The sequence below is a fragment of the Curtobacterium salicis genome (assembly GCF_011759505.1).
GTDB lineage: Bacteria > Actinomycetota > Actinomycetes > Actinomycetales > Microbacteriaceae > Curtobacterium > Curtobacterium salicis.
The window spans coordinates 339,732-356,659 of the sequence record NZ_JAAOYO010000002.1; the positions used below are offsets into that span (position 1 = coordinate 339,732).

Here is a 16,928-nt window from a genome sequence, read left to right on the forward strand (position 1 = left end):
GAGCGACTGCCAGCCTACTCGTGCGGGGCTGCGACCTCGGACCGCTCGCCGTTCGTCGGGTGCTGCACGTCCGTCGGGCGCTGCCCGTCGGTCGGCTGGTGGGCGCGGAGCCCGGTGAGGTCCGGCCAGGCGAGGACGAGCATCGCCACGACCGCCGGTCCGAACGTCCAGACGTAGCCCGCGGCGTTCGCCAGGACCAGCGGGGACGTCGCTCCGGCCACTGCCACGAGCACCTGGGTGGCCAGGATGATCCCGATGCCGACCGCCGCGACGAGCAGCCGCGAACGGTACAGCAGGCGGATCCCGACGACGATGCCGATCACGATGAGGGTGGTCAGGACCATGCCGATCGGGGCGGTGCTCCACGAGCCGATCGCGACGGTCTGCTGGTGGGTGATCGTGCCGAGGGCCCCGACGAGGACCCCGACGACGGCGGCCACGACGACCGCGGTGGCCTTGCCCTGGCCGGACATCTCGGCGAACGTCTGCGGGGCGACCGGAGCCGGGGGCGTGTCGTGCCGGAAGGCCTCGAGCGCGGGGACCTGGTGCCGGACGCCGTGCGGCATGACGTACGACAGCGACGCGGGGTCCTGCGGGTCGGCGGGGTCGACCGCGACCTGGCTGCGGTACTGCTCGAGCGCCGCCCGGACCCGCCCCCGTACCGGGAGCACGTCCACCGTGAGGTCCGCCAGCCCGGAGTCGGCGTCCACGATCATCGAGAACGGGACCTCTTCGGCCGTCGCTGCGTACCGGGCGGCGGCGTGGATCCGCAGGTGGTCCGGGTGCCCGTAGCCGCCGTCGTCGCCGTAGCTGACCACGGCGTCGGCACCGGTCGAGCGGATGGCGGCGCGGACGTCGTCGACCACCTCGCCGAGATCCGCGCGGGTCAACGAGTCCGCCGGGGCGTCACCGGCCGAGGTGGCTCGTCCGTCCGGGCCCCACTGCATGCCCGAGTCCGTGTACCGCCGCGTCGGGAGGTCGGTGGGCCGGGCTCCGGGGCCGCCGAGCCAGAGGTGCGCGGGTCCGCCCAGGGCCGCCAGCGCGGCGGCGATCTCGGTCTCACGGTGCGCAGCGACCCGGAGGCCGTCCCCGGCCAGCGGGGCGAGCTCGCGTGTGAGCATCTCGCCGCGTTCCCCCCGGGTGGCCGTGAGGACGGTCACCTGGGCTCCGAGTTCGAGCAGCGTCGCGATGGTGCCCCCGGACGCGAGCGTCTCGTCGTCGGGGTGCGCGTGGACGAAGAGGACGCGCTCGGGGCGTGTGACCGTGGACATCGCCTGCAAGCGTACGGGACGTCGTCCGGCCGCGGCGTGGGTCAGCGGGGAGTGACGATGTACGTCGCGGTCGCGCCGCCACCGTCCTCGGACGAGAACGTCACGACGACACGGTGGTCGTCGCTCCGGAACAGGCCGAAGGCACTCGACGAGTCAGCCCGCTCGGCCGACTTCGTGAACCCGGCGTCCGCCAGTTGCTGCGCCGCCCGGGCGAAGTCGTCGACCGACGCCGCGCGGACCTGCACGACCCACCCGGAGCCGGCGGGTCCCGCGCCCCCGCCGAGCACGGTGCCGTCGACCAGCGGGACGGCCGAGGACGGGAAGCCCGCGGGCACCTGCCCGTCGCTCGTCACCCTGGTGCCCTTGAGGGCGGTGTCGAGCGCGCCGTCGATCCCGCCCGCGACCTTCGCCATGCCCTGCTGGATCGCGGCACCGTCGATGCCCTGCACGGTCTCGGACACGCTCGACGCCACCGAGGAACCGAGGTCCGTCGCCTGCGAGAGGGTCTCGGACGAGCAGCCGCTCAGCCCGGCGAGGGCGACGCCGGCAGCGACGGCGGCGGTCAGGGAGGTGCGGATCGGGTGGCGCATGCCGGTACCGTAACCGCCCCGACCTCGAAGTGGTCGAGCATCCGCTGGGTGATCACCCGCACTGGGGGCATGCGGGGTCCACCCGGCGTGCGTCAGTCGAGCGCGGCGCGGGCTGCCGCCACGAGGGCGTCGACGCCGACGGGGATGGCGGTGTCGGCCTGCGGTGCGTAGAACGGCGAGTGGTTGCTCGGGATGTCCTCGCCGCGGCGGAACAGCTCCGGGTCGGTGATGCCCGTGAACCAGTAGACGATCGGGGCGCCAGCGGCCGTCGCGAGCTGTCCGACGTCCTCGGACGCCATCGCCAGCCCGGACTCCATGTCGACGGCGTGCGGCACGACGGCGCGGACGGCCTCGAGCACGACAGCCGCCTGCTCGGCGTCGTTGACCAGGACGTCCGCTCCCGGGGCACGCTCGATCGTCGGCGCGCCGAGTCCCCCGGCCTCGCTCTCGGCCCGGACGATGCGCTCGATCGAGGCGATGATGCGCGCCCGGGTCTCCTCGTTGCGTGCCCGCGTGGAGATCTCGATGACCGCGGTGTCCGGGATGATGTTCGGCCGCGTCCCGGCGTGGAACGAGCCCACCGTGACGACCCCGGCGTCGCTCGGGCCGACCTCGCGCGAGACGATCGTCTGCAGCCGGACCACCGCGGAGGCCGCCGTGACGATCGGGTCGAGGGACGCCTGCGGTGCCGAACCGTGGGCACCGCGACCGTTGAAGGTGACGGTGAAGCGGTCGCTCGACGCCATCACGGCGCCGGACCCCACGGCGACGACGCCGACCGGTGCCGGGGCCGAGTGCTGCCCGAGGACCACGGCGGGCGTCGGGAAGCGCTCGACGAGTCCGTCGTCGAGCATCGCACGGGCGCCGGAGATGACCTCTTCCGCCGGCTGGAACACGGCCACGACGGTGCCACTCCAGTCCGCACGGGTCGCGACGAGGCGCTCGAGTGCGCCGAGCAGCCACGTCACGTGGATGTCGTGACCGCAGGCGTGCATGGTCGGGCCCTCGTTGCCGTCCTCGTCCGTCGCACGGGCGGTGCTGGCGTAGGGCAGACCGGTGCGCTCCTGCACGGGCAGGCCGTCCATGTCGGCGCGGAGCCAGACGACCGGCCCCTCGCCGTTCTCGAGGACCCCGACGACACCCGTCCCGCCGACACCGGTCGTGACGGTGATGCCGCCGATCTCGGTCAGTCGGTCGACGACCACGCCCGCGGTGCGGTGCTCCTGGAAGCCGAGCTCCGGGTGGGCGTGGAGGTCCTGGTAGATCGAGAGCAGGTCGAGAGTCACCCGTCCACCGTATCTCCCGACGCCGACGGCCCGGCCACCTGCGAGCGGTGACCGGGCCGTGGGACGGAGGACGGGCCTCCAGGGGTGGTGCTGACTGCTTACGCGTCCTGGCGCTTGAGGCGCGCGTAGGAACGCTGGCGAGCCGACGCGTCCAGCTCGACCTTGCGGATCCGGACCGCGTCCGGGGTGACCTCGACGCACTCGTCCTCGCGGGCGAACTCGAGGCACTCCTCGAGCGACAGCTGCCGGGACGGCGTCATCGACTCGAACGTGTCGGCGTTGGCCGACCGCATGTTGGTGAGCTTCTTCTCCTTGGTGATGTTCACGTCCATGTCGTCGGCGCGCGAGTTCTCGCCGATGACCATGCCCTCGTAGACCTCTTCCGTCGGCTGGACGAAGAACGACATGCGCTCCTGGAGGTTCGTGATGGCGAACGGGGTGACCACACCGGAGCGGTCGGAGACGATCGAGCCGTTGATGCGGGTCTGGATCGCGCCGGCCCACTCGTCGTAGCCGTGGAAGATCGCGTTGGCGATGCCGGTGCCGCGGGTCTCCGTGAGGAAGGACGTGCGGAAGCCGATGAGGCCGCGCGACGGCACGATGAACTCCATGCGGATCCACCCGGTGCCGTGGTTCACCATGTTCTCCATGCGGCCCTTGCGGGCGGCCATGAGCTGGGTGATGGCGCCGAGGTGCTCCTCCGGCGTGTCGATGGTCATGTGCTCGTACGGCTCCTGCAGCTTGCCGTTCTCGTCACGCTTGGTGACGACCTGCGGCTTGCCGACGGTGAGCTCGAAGCCCTCGCGACGCATCTGCTCGACCAGGATGGCGAGTGCGAGCTCACCACGACCCTGGACCTCCCAGGCGTCCGGACGGCCGATGTCGACGACCTTGAGCGAGACGTTGCCGACCAGCTCGCGGTCCAGGCGCTCCTTGACCATGCGGGCCGTGAGCTTGTGGCCCTTGACCTTGCCGACCAGCGGCGAGGTGTTGGTACCGATCGTCATCGAGATCGCCGGCGCGTCGACCGTGATGGTCGGCAGCGGACGGACGTCCTCGGGGTCGCTCAGCGTCTCACCGATGGTGATCGTGTCGAAGCCGGCGACGGCGACGATGTCACCGGGGCCCGCGGACTCGGCCGGGAAGCGGTTGAGTGCCTTGGTGATGAGGAGCTCGGTGATCCGGGCGTTGACGACGGTGCCGTCGTGCTTGACCCAGGCGACCGTCTGACCCTTCTTCATCTCGCCGTGGAAGATGCGGAGCAGGGCGAGGCGGCCGAGGAACGGCGAGGCGTCGAGGTTCGTGACGTGCGCCTGCAGCGGGTGCTCGTCGTCGTACGTCGGGGCCGGGACGTGCTGGAGGATCGCTTCGAAGAGCGGCTCGAGGTCGTCGTTGTCGGGCAGCGTGCCGTCTTCGGGCTTGTTGCGCGACGCGGCACCGTTGCGGCCGGAGGCGTAGACCACCGGCACGTCGAGGATCGCGTCGAGGTCGAGGTCGTCGACCTCGTCCGACATGTCGGAGGCGAGACCGAGGAGCAGGTCCTGGCTCTCCGAGACGACCTCGTCGATGCGGGAGTCCGGGCGGTCCGTCTTGTTGACGAGCAGGATCACCGGGAGCTTGGCGGCGAGCGCCTTGCGGAGCACGAAGCGCGTCTGGGGCAGCGGGCCCTCCGACGCGTCGACGAGCAGGACGACACCGTCGACCATGGAGAGGCCGCGCTCGACCTCACCACCGAAGTCGGCGTGGCCCGGGGTGTCGATCACGTTGATCGTGATGGGACCGCCCGCGCCGAACTCAGCGGCGTGCTTGCCGTTGTAGAGGACCGACGTGTTCTTCGCGAGGATGGTGATGCCCTTCTCGCGCTCGAGGTCGTTCGAGTCCATCATCCGGTCTTCGCCCTCGAAGTGGGCGTCGAACGAGTTGGTCTGCGTCAGCATCGCGTCGACGAGGGTGGTCTTGCCGTGGTCGACGTGTGCCACGATGGCGACGTTGCGCAGGTCGGACCGAGTGGCGAGCGCCATACAGGACATCCTTTTGTGTTCGGAAGATGATCGGGCGAGTGCCCGGGGTTCGGGCCGTTCCCGAGGGTTCCCGGGCCGGTCCAGAGGGGTTCTCGGGACCAGCCCGAGGGTGCGGGACCGTGCCCGACGGTTTTCGGGACCATGCCCGACTCGCCAGTCTACCGGTAGTTCGCAAGCAGAGGGAGTACAGCGCATGAGCCGTCGGCGAACGTGGACCGAGATCACCGTCGTCCTCATGCTCTCGCTGGGTTCCAGCGCGCTCTACTCGGTGCTGCAGATCATCGACGACCTGTCACAGACCACGCCGCTCGGGCAGCAGTCGACGGCACTGAACACCTCGACGACGACCGTGCAGTACGTCGACCTCGCGCGCCAGCTGCTGGGGATCGCGGTCGACCTCGCCCCGGTCGCGCTGGTCTGCATGCTGCTGTGGAGCAGTTCGCGGCCGCACCTCGGCCGACTCGGCATCGACCGCTTCCGGGTCCGCCCGGACCTCGGCGGCGCCGCCCTCATCGCGCTCGGCATCGGGATCCCCGGGCTCGCGCTCTACTTCACCGGACGGGCGCTCGGCATCACGGTGGCCGTCGACCCGGCAGCCCTCGGGTCGTACTGGTGGACGGTCCCGGTGCTCCTGCTGTCGGCCGTCCGCTCGGGGTTGCAGGAGGAGGTGATCGTCGTCGGCTACCTGTACGCGCGACTCGGAGAGCTCGGGTGGGGGCGGTGGCAGGTCATCCTGTCCACGGCGCTCCTCCGCGGCAGTTACCACCTCTACCAGGGGTTCGGCGCGTTCATCGGCAACGCGGTGATGGGCGTCGTGTTCGGGTGGATCTACACCAGGTGGGGACGACTGCTCCCCCTCGTGATCACGCACGTGCTCCTCGACGCCACGGTGTTCGTCGGCTACCCCTTCGTCGCACGGGCCTTCCCCGGGCTGTTCTCGTGACGCACCGGGCCCACTTCTCCACAGGCATCCCGAGAGCTTCCGATCCGACCTGCTGAAATGCTACGTTCCACACACTGCTCCGAGCGATGTGGGGAACGATGGGGATCGAGTTCGACGAGGCGGCCGCGTCACGGCTGGTCACCTGCCTGACCGAGGTGGCGCTGCACCTCCGCGCGAGCGGTGCCGGCCGACGGGCGAGCGCGGAGACCGCACTGCACGACTTCCACGGCGCGTACGCACGCCTGTTCGCGGCGGCGCGGACGGTCGAGTCCGAGGACCGGGTCCGGCTGACGAGGGCGCTCGAGGACCTCGCCGTCCAGCTGCACGTCGTCAACCGTCAGGCGGACGAGGAGCGCCGGCGACAGGAGGCTCGTGCCACGTGGCAGGAGCGCGAACGGGAACGGGACCGGGCCCTCCTCACCGTCGGAGCCCCGCTGCGGCCGACACTGGACTGGTCCAGCTGTCTCTGGGACCCGGAGCCGGCAGAGACCCCGGTCCGTCCGACACCGCTGACGGCGTCGTTCCGTGCGCGGACCCGGCCGCGGAGCAGCGGCGGCGGCGGGAGTGGCGCGGGTGGTCCGAGCGGTGCGGGCGGCCGGAGCGGTGCCGACCCTCGGCGCCTCCGCGAGTTCAGCGACTCGGCTCATGTGCAGGACGCGGCCACCGAACAGGACCTGACACGGGTCCGGAACGCGTGGGCGGGCTTCACCAGTCGGTGCAGTTGGGTCCCGGTCGACGAGGCCACCCTGCTCCTCGGGTTCGGGGACTACCTGGCCGAGAACGCCGAGGACGCCGCATGGGCGGCACGTATCGCAGACGCGTTCGCCGCCGCGGGTGGTCGCGTGTGCCTGGCGAACGGGACCCTCGACGTCGCCGGCACGTCGACCCTGCCAGCGGCACTCCGAGGAGCACTGGACCCGTCGGCGACGCCGGCCGAGGTCGCAGCGGCCTGGCGGGGACTCGGGCTGTCGGAACACGACCTCCGCGCGCTCCCCCTGGCGACGAAGCTGCAGATCGCGAACCTCGACGGTGTCCCGGCTGCGGCGCGGGACATCGCCTCGCGCGCGGTCCTGACCACCGCGCTGGCGAACCCGGAGCGGGTGTACCGGATGCTCGGGCTGCCGTACACCTACGGGGCGGTGGGGATGGACGAGTTCCGTCGGCAGGTGGCGGCGTTGCGAGATGGGCTCAGGCGCGCGGACGAACTGGCGCGGACACTGCGACGGCCGACAACCCAAGTCGGCCAACTGATCGGGTTCGGTGCCTCGAACGGAGCGCTCGTGGCCGCCATCGCGCTCGGAGACCTGGACACGGCATCGAACGTCACGGTGAACGTACCGGGTGCGACGACCACGCTCGACAGCGCGGATGAGAAGGTCCGCGCCGCGAACAGTCTGATCGCTGCCACCCGCAGGGAAGACCGCCAGGCGTCATTCGCCGTCGTGTCGTGGTTCGGCTACCGCGCCCCGGTCGCATCCGAGGTCCCCTCCCAGAGCCGAGCTTCTTCGGGCGGCGCGGACCTCGCGTCGTTCCTCGACGGCATCCACGAGAGCCGAGCCGGCAAGCCACCGCATGCGATGACCGTCCTGGGCCACTCCTACGGCTCGGCCACGGCAGCGGAAGGCCTCGCGCAGACACGGCACCGGATCGACTCCTTCGTCACGTACGGCTCGGTCGGGTTCACCACGACCACATGGCCCGAACACCTCAACGTCGGTCATGTCTTCGCGACGGAAGGCAGCGCCGATCACACAGCAGCGTTCGGCCGGATCGGCCGGACCGATCCTCGCGACATCACGGGCGTCGAGGTCTTCTCCGCTGACGCCGGTCCGGGCACGAAAGCGGTCACCGGCCACGACATGTACCCGGATCGCGGCGTCGGGTACTTGTCGCCGGATGCCACGTCACAGCGCCACATCGCCGAGATCATCGCCATCGGGAGTCCCAGATGAACCGCACCACCACGATGCACCGCGCGATCGTCACCGCTCTCCTCGTCGTGGGGCTGGCGACCGGTTGCGCGCCAGGAGGACCAGAGATGCAGAAGGACGCCGCCGGACTCACCCAGGAACAGGTCCGAGAGCTGACACTCCACCAGGAGTACGACCGCTACCGCGACCACTACCAACACATGCAACGGCTGCTCGAGGGAGCGCAGCTCGCCGTCCACGATGGCGAATGGGAATGGGTCGCCGGCGACGGAATCCCTGGGATCGGCGGCGACGGGGTCGCGCCCCTGCCCGGAGCAGACACAAAGAACAGCTACTTCCTCACTTCTGGCCGTATCTGGATGCCGCCCGGCGCCACCGGCGCCGAGCGCGACCTCGACCCCATGATCGAGTACTTCGAACACCAGGGGTGGGCGATCGACCAACGCGCGATCTCCGACAGCTACGAAGTCTGGGCCAACACAGGCGACGGATGGCAGATCAACTACAGTCTCCGCACCAACGGGCGGTACTCCCTCGACGTCTACAGCGAATTGTTCTGGACCAACGACGCGCTCGACCTGTCGACGGCTGTGTACGGAAGGTCTGCGCTGCAGTGGCCGGACGACTCCGTCCCGGGCGAACACCCTGTCCCGCCATCATGGAAGTCGCCCATCATCAACCAGCCCGAGATCTGACGATGCGCCACCGATCGGCGCTCGTAGCCGTCGCTCTGACCGCCCTCGGGTTGGCCGGTTGCGCGGCAAGGGGCCAGAGATGCCGAAGGACGCCGCCGGACTCTCCCAAGAACAGGTCCACGCGATGACACTCCATGAGGAGTTCGATCGGTACCGCGACCGCTACGACCACATGCAGCGACTGCTTGCGGGGGCGCAGCTCGCTGTCCACGGCGGCGAGTGGCACTGGAACGGCGGAGACGACATCCCCCAGATCGGCGGCGACGGCATGGCACCGTTGCCCGGCGCGGACACGCACAACACCTCCGCACTGACCTCGAGTCGCTCGTACGACCCCGAAGGCGCAGAGGGAGCCAAGTCAGATCTCGATCCGATGCTCGACTCCTTCGCCGCGAACAACTGGAGCTCCCACGTCGAACGGGTCGGGCCTACCTCCTACCTCGACGGTTTCACCAGCGACGGCTGGCGTGTCGAGTACCTCGTCCGACGGAGTGGTCATCACTCGCTGACGGTCTCCAGCGACCTGTTCTGGACCAACGACGACGATGCCCTCTCGGAAGCAGTCGGGAGCCGTGCCGCCGGACTGCACCCCCGGAGTTCGAGGCCCGGCGAGTACCCCGATCCGCCGACATGGGACTCCCCGATCATCAGCCCTCCGAAGATCTGAGCCGCACCGCGAGACGGACGGGAGGCGCTCCGCATGTCATGCGCACCGCCTCCCGTCCGTCCCCGGTCACGCCGCGATCGACGCGACCTTCTCCGGGTAGTGGCAGGCCGCGCGGTGGTCCACGTCCTCGCCCCGGCGGGGCGCCTTCTCCGGTTCTTCCGTCTCGCAGCGACGCCGTTCCGCCTCGGGCAGGATCGCGTAGAGCGGGCAGCGTGACCGGAACCGGCAGCCGGTCGGTCGATCGGTCGGGCTGGGCGGGTCCCCCGGCAGCAGGATCGTCGTCCGCGAGCGCTCGATGACGGGATCGGGCACCGGAACGGCGGACATGAGTGCTGCCGTGTAGGGGTGCATCGGCCGTTCGAAGACCTCGTCGACGGCACCCTCCTCGACCGTGCGGCCGAGGTACATGACGCTGACCCGGTCGGCGACGTGCCGGATGACGGACAGGTCGTGCGAGACGAACAGGTACGACAGTCCCAGGCGCGCCTTGAGCTCGGCGAGCAGGTTGAGCACGCCGGCCTGGATCGACACGTCGAGGGCCGAGACCGGTTCGTCGAGGACGACGAGGTCGGGCTCCACCGCGAGGGCACGGGCGATCGAGATGCGCTGCCGCTGCCCGCCGGAGAACTCGTGGGGGTAGCGGTCGGCCTCGGCGGCCTGCAGCCCGACCAGGCCGAGCAGTTCCGGCACGCGCTCGTCGATCCGGGAGGCCGGGGCGCCGATCGCACGGAGGGGCTCGGCGATGACGTCGAAGACGGACATGCGCGGGTCGAGGCTGGCGGACGGGTCCTGGAACACCATCGAGATGCGCTGGCGCAGGGCTCGCGTGCCCGCCGCTCCGTGCGCGGTGGCATCGGCGAGCGACTCCCCGAACAGCTCGACGGTGCCCGCTTCGGGTCGTTCGAGGTCCATCAGCTGGTGCAGCGTGGTCGACTTGCCGGACCCGGATTCGCCGACCAGGCCGAGGGTCTCACCGCGACGGATGTCGAGGTCGACCCCGTCGACGGCGTAGACGTCGCCGACCTTCCGACGGAAGACGGCGCCCTTGACGAGCGGGAACGTCTTGGTGAGGCCCTCGACGTGGACGACGGGCTCCCGGTCGGTGCGCGCGGCCTCGACAGCGGCTGCGTGGTCGGGGATGACCGGCAGCGCGAAGATCCGGCCGGCGTCCGCGTGTGCGGCGGCGACCTCGGCGGTGCGGTGGCAGGCGGCGGTGTGCCCGGCCGCCCGCAGCGGGAGCGAGGTGCCGGCGGTGACGGCGCCGCTCCCGGTGTCCGTGTCCGTGTCGGTGGCGATGCCGGCGGCCGCGTCGACGGCTGCGACGCCGATCCCCACCGGCGGTGCCAGGACCGGTTCGGTCGAACGGCAGACCTCGCTGACCAGCGGGCAACGAGCCGCGAAGGGGCAGGCGTCCGGCAGGTCGATGAGCGACGGCGGCGAGCCGGGGATCGGCACGAGCGGCGACCGGTCGGTGGCGTCGAGTCGCGGGAGGGCCCCGATGAGGCCGATCGTGTACGGCATCCGCGGGCGAGCGAACAGTTCCTCGGCGGTCGCCGTCTCGACGATGCGGCCGGCGTACATGACCGCGATCCGGTCGGCGATGCCCGCGATGACGCCGAGGTCGTGGCTGACGAACACCAGGGCGGCACCGGTCTCGCGCTGGGCCGTCCGGAGCACCTCGATGATCTGGGCCTGGATCGTGACGTCGAGTGCGGTGGTGGGCTCGTCGGCCAGGATCACGTCGGGGTCGTTGGCCATCGCCATCGCGATCATCGCGCGCTGCCGCATGCCGCCGGAGAACTCGTGGGGGAAGGCGTCGACACGACGCGCGGGCTCGGGGATCCCGACGAGCTCGAGGAGCTCGATCGCGCGGGCCCGTGCCTCGGCCTTCGAGGCGCCGCGGTGCAGTCGGACGGTCTCCGCGATCTGGTCACCGATCGTGTACACCGGCGTGAACGCGGACAGCGGGTCCTGGAAGACCATCGCCACCTTGTCACCGCGCAGTCGACTCATCTGCTTGTCCGAACGGCCGAGGAGCTCCTCGCCGTCGAGTTCGACGGAGCCGGTGACCTTGGTGGTGTCGGGCAGCAGTCCGAGGACGGCCATGCTCGTCACCGACTTGCCGGACCCGGACTCCCCGACGATGCCGAGCACCTCGCCACGTCGGAGCTCGAGGTCGACACCCCGGACGGCGTGCACGGTCCCCCGCGGTGTCGGGAAGCGCACGTGCAGGTCGCGGACGCGCAGGATCGGCTCGGTGGTGGTCGTCGGCGTCGCGGCCGACCCGTTCGTGATGGTGCTCATGCTGCTTCCCCGGTCGTCAGTGCGGCGGTCATACGCCGGAGCCGGCCTGTGTGTTCAACGCGGCCACGTCCACGGCCGCCTGGTTCTGGTCCCGACGGCGGTTGCGCTTCTCGCGCTTGCCGGTCGTCGAGGTCGGGTCGAGTGCGTCGCGCAGGCCGTCACCGATCAGGTTCGCCGCGATCGCGAAGACGACGAGCGCACTCGCCGCGAAGTAGAACAGCCACGGGCTGGTGAGCGCGTTGTCCTGGTTCTGCGCGATGAGCGTCCCGAGTGAGACGTCGGGCGCCTGCACGCCGAAGCCGAAGTAGCTCAGGGTCGTCTCGCCGAGCACCGCGGTCGCGACCTGGATCGTGCCGTCGATGATGAGGAACGAGGCGACGTTCGGCAGGATGTGCCGGAAGATGATCCGGAACGGGCCGATCCCCATGTAGCGGGCAGCTCGCACGAACTCGCGCTCCTTGACGGACAGCGTCATCGCCCGCACCACGCGAGCGGTGATCATCCAGCCGAACAGCGTGATGAGCACGACCAGCACGAGCCACCCGGCGTTCTGGATGCGCGGGCTGATGATCGCGATGATGAGGAACGACGGCAGCACGAGCAGCATGTCGACGAAGAACATCACGATGCGGTCGACCCAGCCGCCGAAGTACCCGGCAGCGGCCCCCGTGATCGCGGCGATGGCGGTCGAGAACACCGCGACGAGCAGGCCGATCAGCAGGCTCTTCTGCATGCCGCGGGCGGTCTGGGCGAAGACGTCCTGGCCGATGCCGTTCGTGCCGAACCAGTGCGCGGCGCTCGGCGGCCGGGTGAACGACGTGTAGTCGATCTCCGAGTACTGCCAGGGGCTCAGCAGCGGGCCGAGGAACGCGAAGGCGAAGAGGAGCACGATGACGACGACGCCGATGCCGGCACCACGGTTCATGAACAGCCGACGCGTGGTCTGCAGGAACCGGTTGCCCTGCCGCTTCGGGCGGGCCGGGGTGTCGCTCCGCGCGACGAGCGTCGGGTCGACGGGTTCGATCCTGGTGTCGGTCATGTCATGCCCTCCTGACGCGCGGGTCCAGCGCGGCGGTCGCGACGTCGGCGAGGAAGCCGGCGATGAGCACCACCACCGCGGCGAACAGCGTGTACGCCGTCACGACGTTGACGTCGTTGCCGTTCACCGCGTCGATGAACCACGAGCCGAGCCCGTTCCACGCGAAGATCTTCTCGGTCAGGGTGGCCCCGGTCAGGATCCCGAGGAACCCGTAGGCGAACAGGGTGGTCATCGGGATGAGTGCGGTCCGCAGGCCGTGCTTGAAGGTGGCGCGGCCCCGCGTGAGCCCCTTCGCCCGCGCCGTCCGGAGGAAGTCCGAGCCGAGGACGTCGAGCATCGTCGCCCGCTGGTACCGGCTGTAGATCGCGATGAGGCCGAGGGCGATGGAGATCGTCGGCAGCAGCAGGTGCGCGCCGCGGTCCACCAGCAGGGTCCACGATGACCCGTCGAGTCCCGGCGTGGCCTCACCGGTGAAGTTGATGAGTTGACTGCCGGCGTCCTGGTTGAGCTTGGTCGCACTGATCTTCAGGAACACCGCGGTCAGGAACACGGGCGTCGAGAACAGGAGGATCGAGATTGCCGCACTCACCCGGTCCGAGATCCGGTACTGCCGGATCGCGTTCCAGACGCCGACGAGCACGCCGAGCACGATGCCCGCGACCGAGCCGACGAGCAGCAGCCGGAGGCTCACCCCGAGCCGCGGGAAGAACTGCTCGTTCACCGGACGGTCCTGGATCGTCTGCCCGAGGTCCCCGTGCACGACCCCGTCGAGCCAGTGCGTGTACCGGATCACCACCGGGGTCTTGTCGTTCACGCCGATGTCGTCGAGCTTGGCGTCGATGACCTGCGCTGACGGCGCGGGGTTCCGCTGCGCGTAGACGGAGCGGGGGCTGAACGTCGCTGACGCGAGGAAGTAGGTCAGCGAGGTCGCGAGGAACACGAGCACGACGTAGTACACGAATCGACGCGCCAGGAAGCGGATCATGGAGGCCACCATAGAGCCTCGTTTGTTTCCGGTACATGTCGCGCCCCGCCCGGGCTCGTAACGAAAGTACGTCGGATGCAGAAAACGCCCTCTACCCCCGCTGGGGGGCCCTAGGCTCAACGTCAACTTCCAGAGGGGAACCAAATGAAGCACAGGAAAGTCCTCGTGGTGACGGCGGCCCTCGCCGGCATCGCACTCGCCGTGACCGGCTGCTCCGGCGGATCGGGTGGATCCGGCGGATCGTCGTCGAACGACTCCGGTAAGAAGACGCTGCCGACCTCGGCGCAGATCAACCCGAAGCCCGTCTCGGACCTGGAGGACGGCGGCACGCTGCGTCTCCCGATCTCGCAGTGGGTCTCGCAGTGGAACTACAACGAGGTGGACGGCCCGCTGGTCGACGCATCGACGATCGAACAGGCGACGATGCCGTTCATCTACACGATCGACGGCAAGGGTGCACCCACCCTGAACACCGACTACGTCTCGAAGGCCGAGGTCACGAGCGACGACCCGCTCACGATCTCGTACACGATCAACGACCAGGCCAAGTGGAACGACGGCTCGGAGATCACCTGGCGTGACTTCGAGAACGAGTGGAAGACCACCAACGGCACGGACAAGGACTACCTCATCGCCGGGTCCACCGGCTACGAGGACATCGACTCCGTCACCAAGGGTGCGACCGACAAGGACGTCGTGGTCAAGTTCGGCACGCCGTTCTCGGACTGGAAGTCGCTGTTCAGCCCGCTCTACCCGGCCAGCCAGACCAGCACGCCGGACCAGTTCAACAACGGCTACAAGGGCAAGGTGCCCGTGTCGTCCGGCCCGTACGAGATCACCGACCTCAACGAGACCGCCGGCACCGTCACGATGAAGCCGGACACGAACTGGTGGGGCGACAAGCCGAAGCTCGACCAGGTGATCTTCCGGTCCCTCGACGGCAACGCCGATGTGGACGCGTACCTCAACAAGGAGATCGACTCCGTCCTGACGACGACGTCGGAGCGCTTCGACCGGGTGAAGAAGGCGAAGAGCACGAAGATCCTCGCTTCGACCTCGGCGCAGTACACGCACGTCGACTTCTCGACGAACGGCCTGCTCAAGGACAAGCAGCTCCGGCTGGCGATCCAGCACGCCGTGAACCGTGACGCCCTGGCCCAGGTCATCGGCGGGACCCTGCCCTACAAGCTCGGCACGCTCGACAACCACCTGTTCCTGTCCACCGACAAGGGCTACAAGTCGAACATCAAGCCGAACGCGACCTTCGACGTCGAGAAGGCGAAGAAGCTGTTGGACGACGACGGCTGGAAGACCGACGGCACCTACCGCTCGAAGGGCGGCAAGCAGCTGGCGATCGCCATCACGATCCCGTCGGGTGCCCCGGTCTCGCAGCAGCTCGCCCAGGTCATGCAGCAGCAGCTGAAGGAGATCGGCGTGAAGCTCACCCTGAAGTCGGTCGCCACCGACGACTTCTTCGAGCAGTACGTCACCCCGGGCAACTACGACATGACGATCTTCGTCTGGGGCGGCACGGGCTTCCACTCCAGCTCGGCGACGATCTACACCTCGGGTGCCACCGGCCAGAACTACGGCCGTGTCAGCTCGGGCGCGATCGACAAGCTGACGAAGCAGGCGCTCTCCGAGCCGGACTCGGACAAGGCGAACGCCATCTGGAACAAGATCGACGAGCAGGTCTGGTCGATCGGGCACTCGATGCCGATCACCGCGAAGCCCGCGCTGGTCGCGCAGAACCCGAAGCTCGCCAACTACGGCGCGTTCGCGGGTGCGCAGAACATCGACTGGACGAAGGTCGGCTTCACCAAGTAGCCACCGTCTGAGGGTCGGGAGCGGGGCCGGGCGCAGTGCGTCCGGCCCCTTCTCTCGTCCGCGCTCGATCCGGTGTGCGCTCTCGCAGCACATCCTCGGTGCGGTCCCCGTCACCTCCGCTGCCCGGACCGTACTGTTGCCCCATGGCCATCCCCGAGACCGGTTCCGCGGCACCGGGCTTCACCCTCCCCGGCATGATCGTGCGCGACGGTGTCCGCACCGACGCCGAGTACTCACTGGCGGCCGAGGTCGGTCGACCGGTGGTCCTCGCCTTCTACCCCGGTGACGCCACACCGGTCTGCACCGCGCAGCTGTGCTCCTACCAGCAGGAGCTCGACGACTTCCGCGATCTCGGTGCCGTCGTGTGGGGCATCAGTCCGCAGGGCCTCGACTCACACGAGGGCTTCGCCCGCGACGCGTCGCTCGCCTTCCCGCTCCTCTCCGACGTCGGCGGCGACGTCATCCGCGCCTACGGCGTGCACGTGCCGGGTCTGGGCCTCCGCCGCTCGGTGTTCGTCATCGGTCCGGACGGCCTGGTCCGTTGGCGACACGTCGGCCTGGTCGGGCTCCGGTTCCCGCGTGCCGAGGTCATCCGTGACCAGATCGAGCAACTCGTCGAATGAGGCGTTGACAGGCCGGACCGACGGGGTGACCATGGATGCCCAGTAGACCTCCGGGCTCGCCTCCCCGGGACATCGGGTCTCCTGCCGGTACGCGCTCGGCCTGTCTGGTCCGCTCGGTGGGTGGTCCCGGGGAGGCGCTCTCGTCGCTCGCCGATCCGCCGTCTCCTAGGCTTGCCCCCATGCCCGAACCGAGCGTGCCCGTCCGGATCGTCGCCACGCACATGCGTCGCTTCGCCGTCGCCCTCTGGGTCGTCGCCGTCGCCCTGGTCGTCATCGGACTCGCCACGAACGGCCTCCGCGCCGCCTGGCTGGTCCCGGTGCCGTCCCTGTTCATCGCCTGGTTCGCCTGGGTCGTGCTCTGGCGTCCACACATCGAGCTCACCGAGGACGAGTTGGTCGTCGTCGACGTCCGCCGCACCACCCGCTTCGCGTGGCGGCGCGTGCAGGACGTGCGGTCCAAGTACGGCCTCGAGATCGTGACCGACCAGGGTGACCAGCGAGTCTGGATCGCCCCGCGTCCGACGGCACGCCTCGCGGTCGAACGGCCAGGAGGCTCGGTGCCGGTCACCGTCGCCACTGCGGCCGACGAGATGCGTGCGCGGGTGCCCGCCCCGGTCTCGTACGACGGCGCTCCTCCGGCGACCGTGACGGCCGCGCCGATCGTGCACCGCGCGCATGGCTGGGCGATCGTCGCCCTCGTCGTGCTCGGGATCGCCGGCAGCATGGCCGGCGCACACCTCTGAGCC

14 protein-coding genes are annotated in these 16,928 nt (G+C 69.7%); 7 read left to right on the top strand and 7 right to left on the bottom strand.

Annotated features, from left to right (window positions below; translation table 11 throughout):
* Positions 1–14: 14 nt before the first annotated feature.
* The 4 genes from E9228_RS05925 to typA form a co-directional block, all read right to left on the bottom strand.
* Positions 15–1,271, bottom strand: a complete 1,257-nt coding sequence (locus tag E9228_RS05925; protein WP_166779657.1) for a PIG-L family deacetylase — start codon at positions 1,269–1,271, stop codon at positions 15–17.
* Between the two features lie 41 nt (positions 1,272–1,312).
* Positions 1,313–1,861, bottom strand: coding sequence for a hypothetical protein (locus E9228_RS05930; RefSeq protein ID WP_166779658.1), 549 nt, complete (start codon positions 1,859–1,861; stop codon positions 1,313–1,315).
* A gap of 92 nt (positions 1,862–1,953) precedes the next feature.
* Positions 1,954–3,147 (bottom strand): amidohydrolase, encoded by a 1,194-nt coding sequence (locus tag E9228_RS05935; RefSeq protein ID WP_166779659.1) that lies wholly within the window; start codon positions 3,145–3,147, stop codon positions 1,954–1,956.
* 98 nt (positions 3,148–3,245) lie between these two features.
* On the bottom strand, positions 3,246–5,168 hold the full coding sequence (typA, locus tag E9228_RS05940; RefSeq protein ID WP_111075669.1) for a translational GTPase TypA: 1,923 nt from the start codon (positions 5,166–5,168) through the stop codon (positions 3,246–3,248).
* A 193-nt stretch (positions 5,169–5,361) separates the two neighbouring features.
* Here typA and E9228_RS05945 point away from each other — a divergent pair, with 193 nt between their 5' ends.
* From E9228_RS05945 to E9228_RS05960, 4 genes are all read left to right on the top strand, one after another.
* Positions 5,362–6,111, top strand: coding sequence for a CPBP family intramembrane glutamic endopeptidase (locus E9228_RS05945; RefSeq protein WP_166779660.1), 750 nt, complete (start codon positions 5,362–5,364; stop codon positions 6,109–6,111).
* A gap of 98 nt (positions 6,112–6,209) precedes the next feature.
* A complete protein-coding gene (locus E9228_RS05950) occupies positions 6,210–8,063 on the top strand; it encodes an alpha/beta hydrolase (RefSeq protein ID WP_166779661.1) in 1,854 nt (617 codons plus the stop codon).
* Positions 8,060–8,737: a hypothetical protein gene (locus E9228_RS05955; protein WP_166779662.1), complete on the top strand. Its 678-nt coding sequence runs from the start codon at positions 8,060–8,062 to the stop codon at positions 8,735–8,737. Before E9228_RS05950 ends, E9228_RS05955 begins: the two co-directional genes overlap by 4 nt.
* 79 nt (positions 8,738–8,816) lie before the next feature.
* Positions 8,817–9,404, top strand: coding sequence for a hypothetical protein (locus E9228_RS05960; protein WP_166779663.1), 588 nt, complete (start codon positions 8,817–8,819; stop codon positions 9,402–9,404).
* A gap of 66 nt (positions 9,405–9,470) precedes the next feature.
* Here the strand turns inward: E9228_RS05960 and E9228_RS05965 are convergent, their stop codons facing one another.
* Genes E9228_RS05965 through E9228_RS05975 form a run of 3 tightly spaced genes read right to left on the bottom strand, consistent with a single transcriptional unit; the run spans position 9,471 to position 13,732 of the window.
* Complete coding sequence (locus tag E9228_RS05965; RefSeq protein WP_166779664.1) at positions 9,471–11,708, bottom strand: dipeptide ABC transporter ATP-binding protein; 2,238 nt, start codon at positions 11,706–11,708, stop codon at positions 9,471–9,473.
* A gap of 28 nt (positions 11,709–11,736) precedes the next feature.
* Positions 11,737–12,747 carry an ABC transporter permease gene (locus E9228_RS05970; protein WP_166779665.1) on the bottom strand — a complete coding sequence of 337 codons (1,011 nt, stop codon included), beginning with the start codon at positions 12,745–12,747 and terminating at the stop codon, positions 11,737–11,739.
* 1 nt (position 12,748) lies between these two features.
* Positions 12,749–13,732, bottom strand: a complete 984-nt coding sequence (locus E9228_RS05975; protein WP_166779666.1) for an ABC transporter permease — start codon at positions 13,730–13,732, stop codon at positions 12,749–12,751.
* A gap of 144 nt (positions 13,733–13,876) precedes the next feature.
* On the opposite strand from E9228_RS05975, the gene E9228_RS05980 reads away from it, so the two are divergent.
* From E9228_RS05980 to E9228_RS05990, 3 genes are all read left to right on the top strand, one after another.
* Complete coding sequence (locus E9228_RS05980) at positions 13,877–15,559, top strand: ABC transporter family substrate-binding protein (RefSeq protein WP_166779667.1); 1,683 nt, start codon at positions 13,877–13,879, stop codon at positions 15,557–15,559.
* A gap of 143 nt (positions 15,560–15,702) precedes the next feature.
* Entirely contained in the window at positions 15,703–16,182 is a 480-nt protein-coding gene (locus E9228_RS05985; RefSeq protein ID WP_166779668.1) for a peroxiredoxin, read from the top strand.
* A 179-nt stretch (positions 16,183–16,361) separates the two neighbouring features.
* Entirely contained in the window at positions 16,362–16,925 is a 564-nt protein-coding gene (locus tag E9228_RS05990) for a PH domain-containing protein (protein WP_166779669.1), read from the top strand.
* The last annotated feature ends 3 nt before the right edge of the window (positions 16,926–16,928 follow it).

Excerpts from the sequence above, each read along its gene's own strand:
- E9228_RS05985 (WP_166779668.1), top strand. The coding sequence starts at position 15,703 with ATGGCCATCCCCGAGACCGGTTCCGCGGCACCGGGCTTCACCCTCCCC.
- E9228_RS05960 (WP_166779663.1), top strand. The coding sequence starts at position 8,817 with ATGCCGAAGGACGCCGCCGGACTCTCCCAAGAACAGGTCCACGCGATG.
- E9228_RS05950 (WP_166779661.1), top strand. The coding sequence starts at position 6,210 with ATGGGGATCGAGTTCGACGAGGCGGCCGCGTCACGGCTGGTCACCTGC.
- E9228_RS05955 (WP_166779662.1), top strand. The coding sequence starts at position 8,060 with ATGAACCGCACCACCACGATGCACCGCGCGATCGTCACCGCTCTCCTC.
- E9228_RS05925 (WP_166779657.1), bottom strand. The coding sequence starts at position 1,271 with ATGTCCACGGTCACACGCCCCGAGCGCGTCCTCTTCGTCCACGCGCAC.
- E9228_RS05945 (WP_166779660.1), top strand. The coding sequence starts at position 5,362 with ATGAGCCGTCGGCGAACGTGGACCGAGATCACCGTCGTCCTCATGCTC.
- E9228_RS05965 (WP_166779664.1), bottom strand. The coding sequence starts at position 11,708 with ATGAGCACCATCACGAACGGGTCGGCCGCGACGCCGACGACCACCACC.
- E9228_RS05975 (WP_166779666.1), bottom strand. The coding sequence starts at position 13,732 with ATGATCCGCTTCCTGGCGCGTCGATTCGTGTACTACGTCGTGCTCGTG.
- E9228_RS05980 (WP_166779667.1), top strand. The coding sequence starts at position 13,877 with ATGAAGCACAGGAAAGTCCTCGTGGTGACGGCGGCCCTCGCCGGCATC.
- E9228_RS05930 (WP_166779658.1), bottom strand. The coding sequence starts at position 1,861 with ATGCGCCACCCGATCCGCACCTCCCTGACCGCCGCCGTCGCTGCCGGC.
- E9228_RS05990 (WP_166779669.1), top strand. The coding sequence starts at position 16,362 with ATGCCCGAACCGAGCGTGCCCGTCCGGATCGTCGCCACGCACATGCGT.
- E9228_RS05970 (WP_166779665.1), bottom strand. The coding sequence starts at position 12,747 with ATGACCGACACCAGGATCGAACCCGTCGACCCGACGCTCGTCGCGCGG.
- typA (WP_111075669.1), bottom strand. The coding sequence starts at position 5,168 with ATGGCGCTCGCCACTCGGTCCGACCTGCGCAACGTCGCCATCGTGGCA.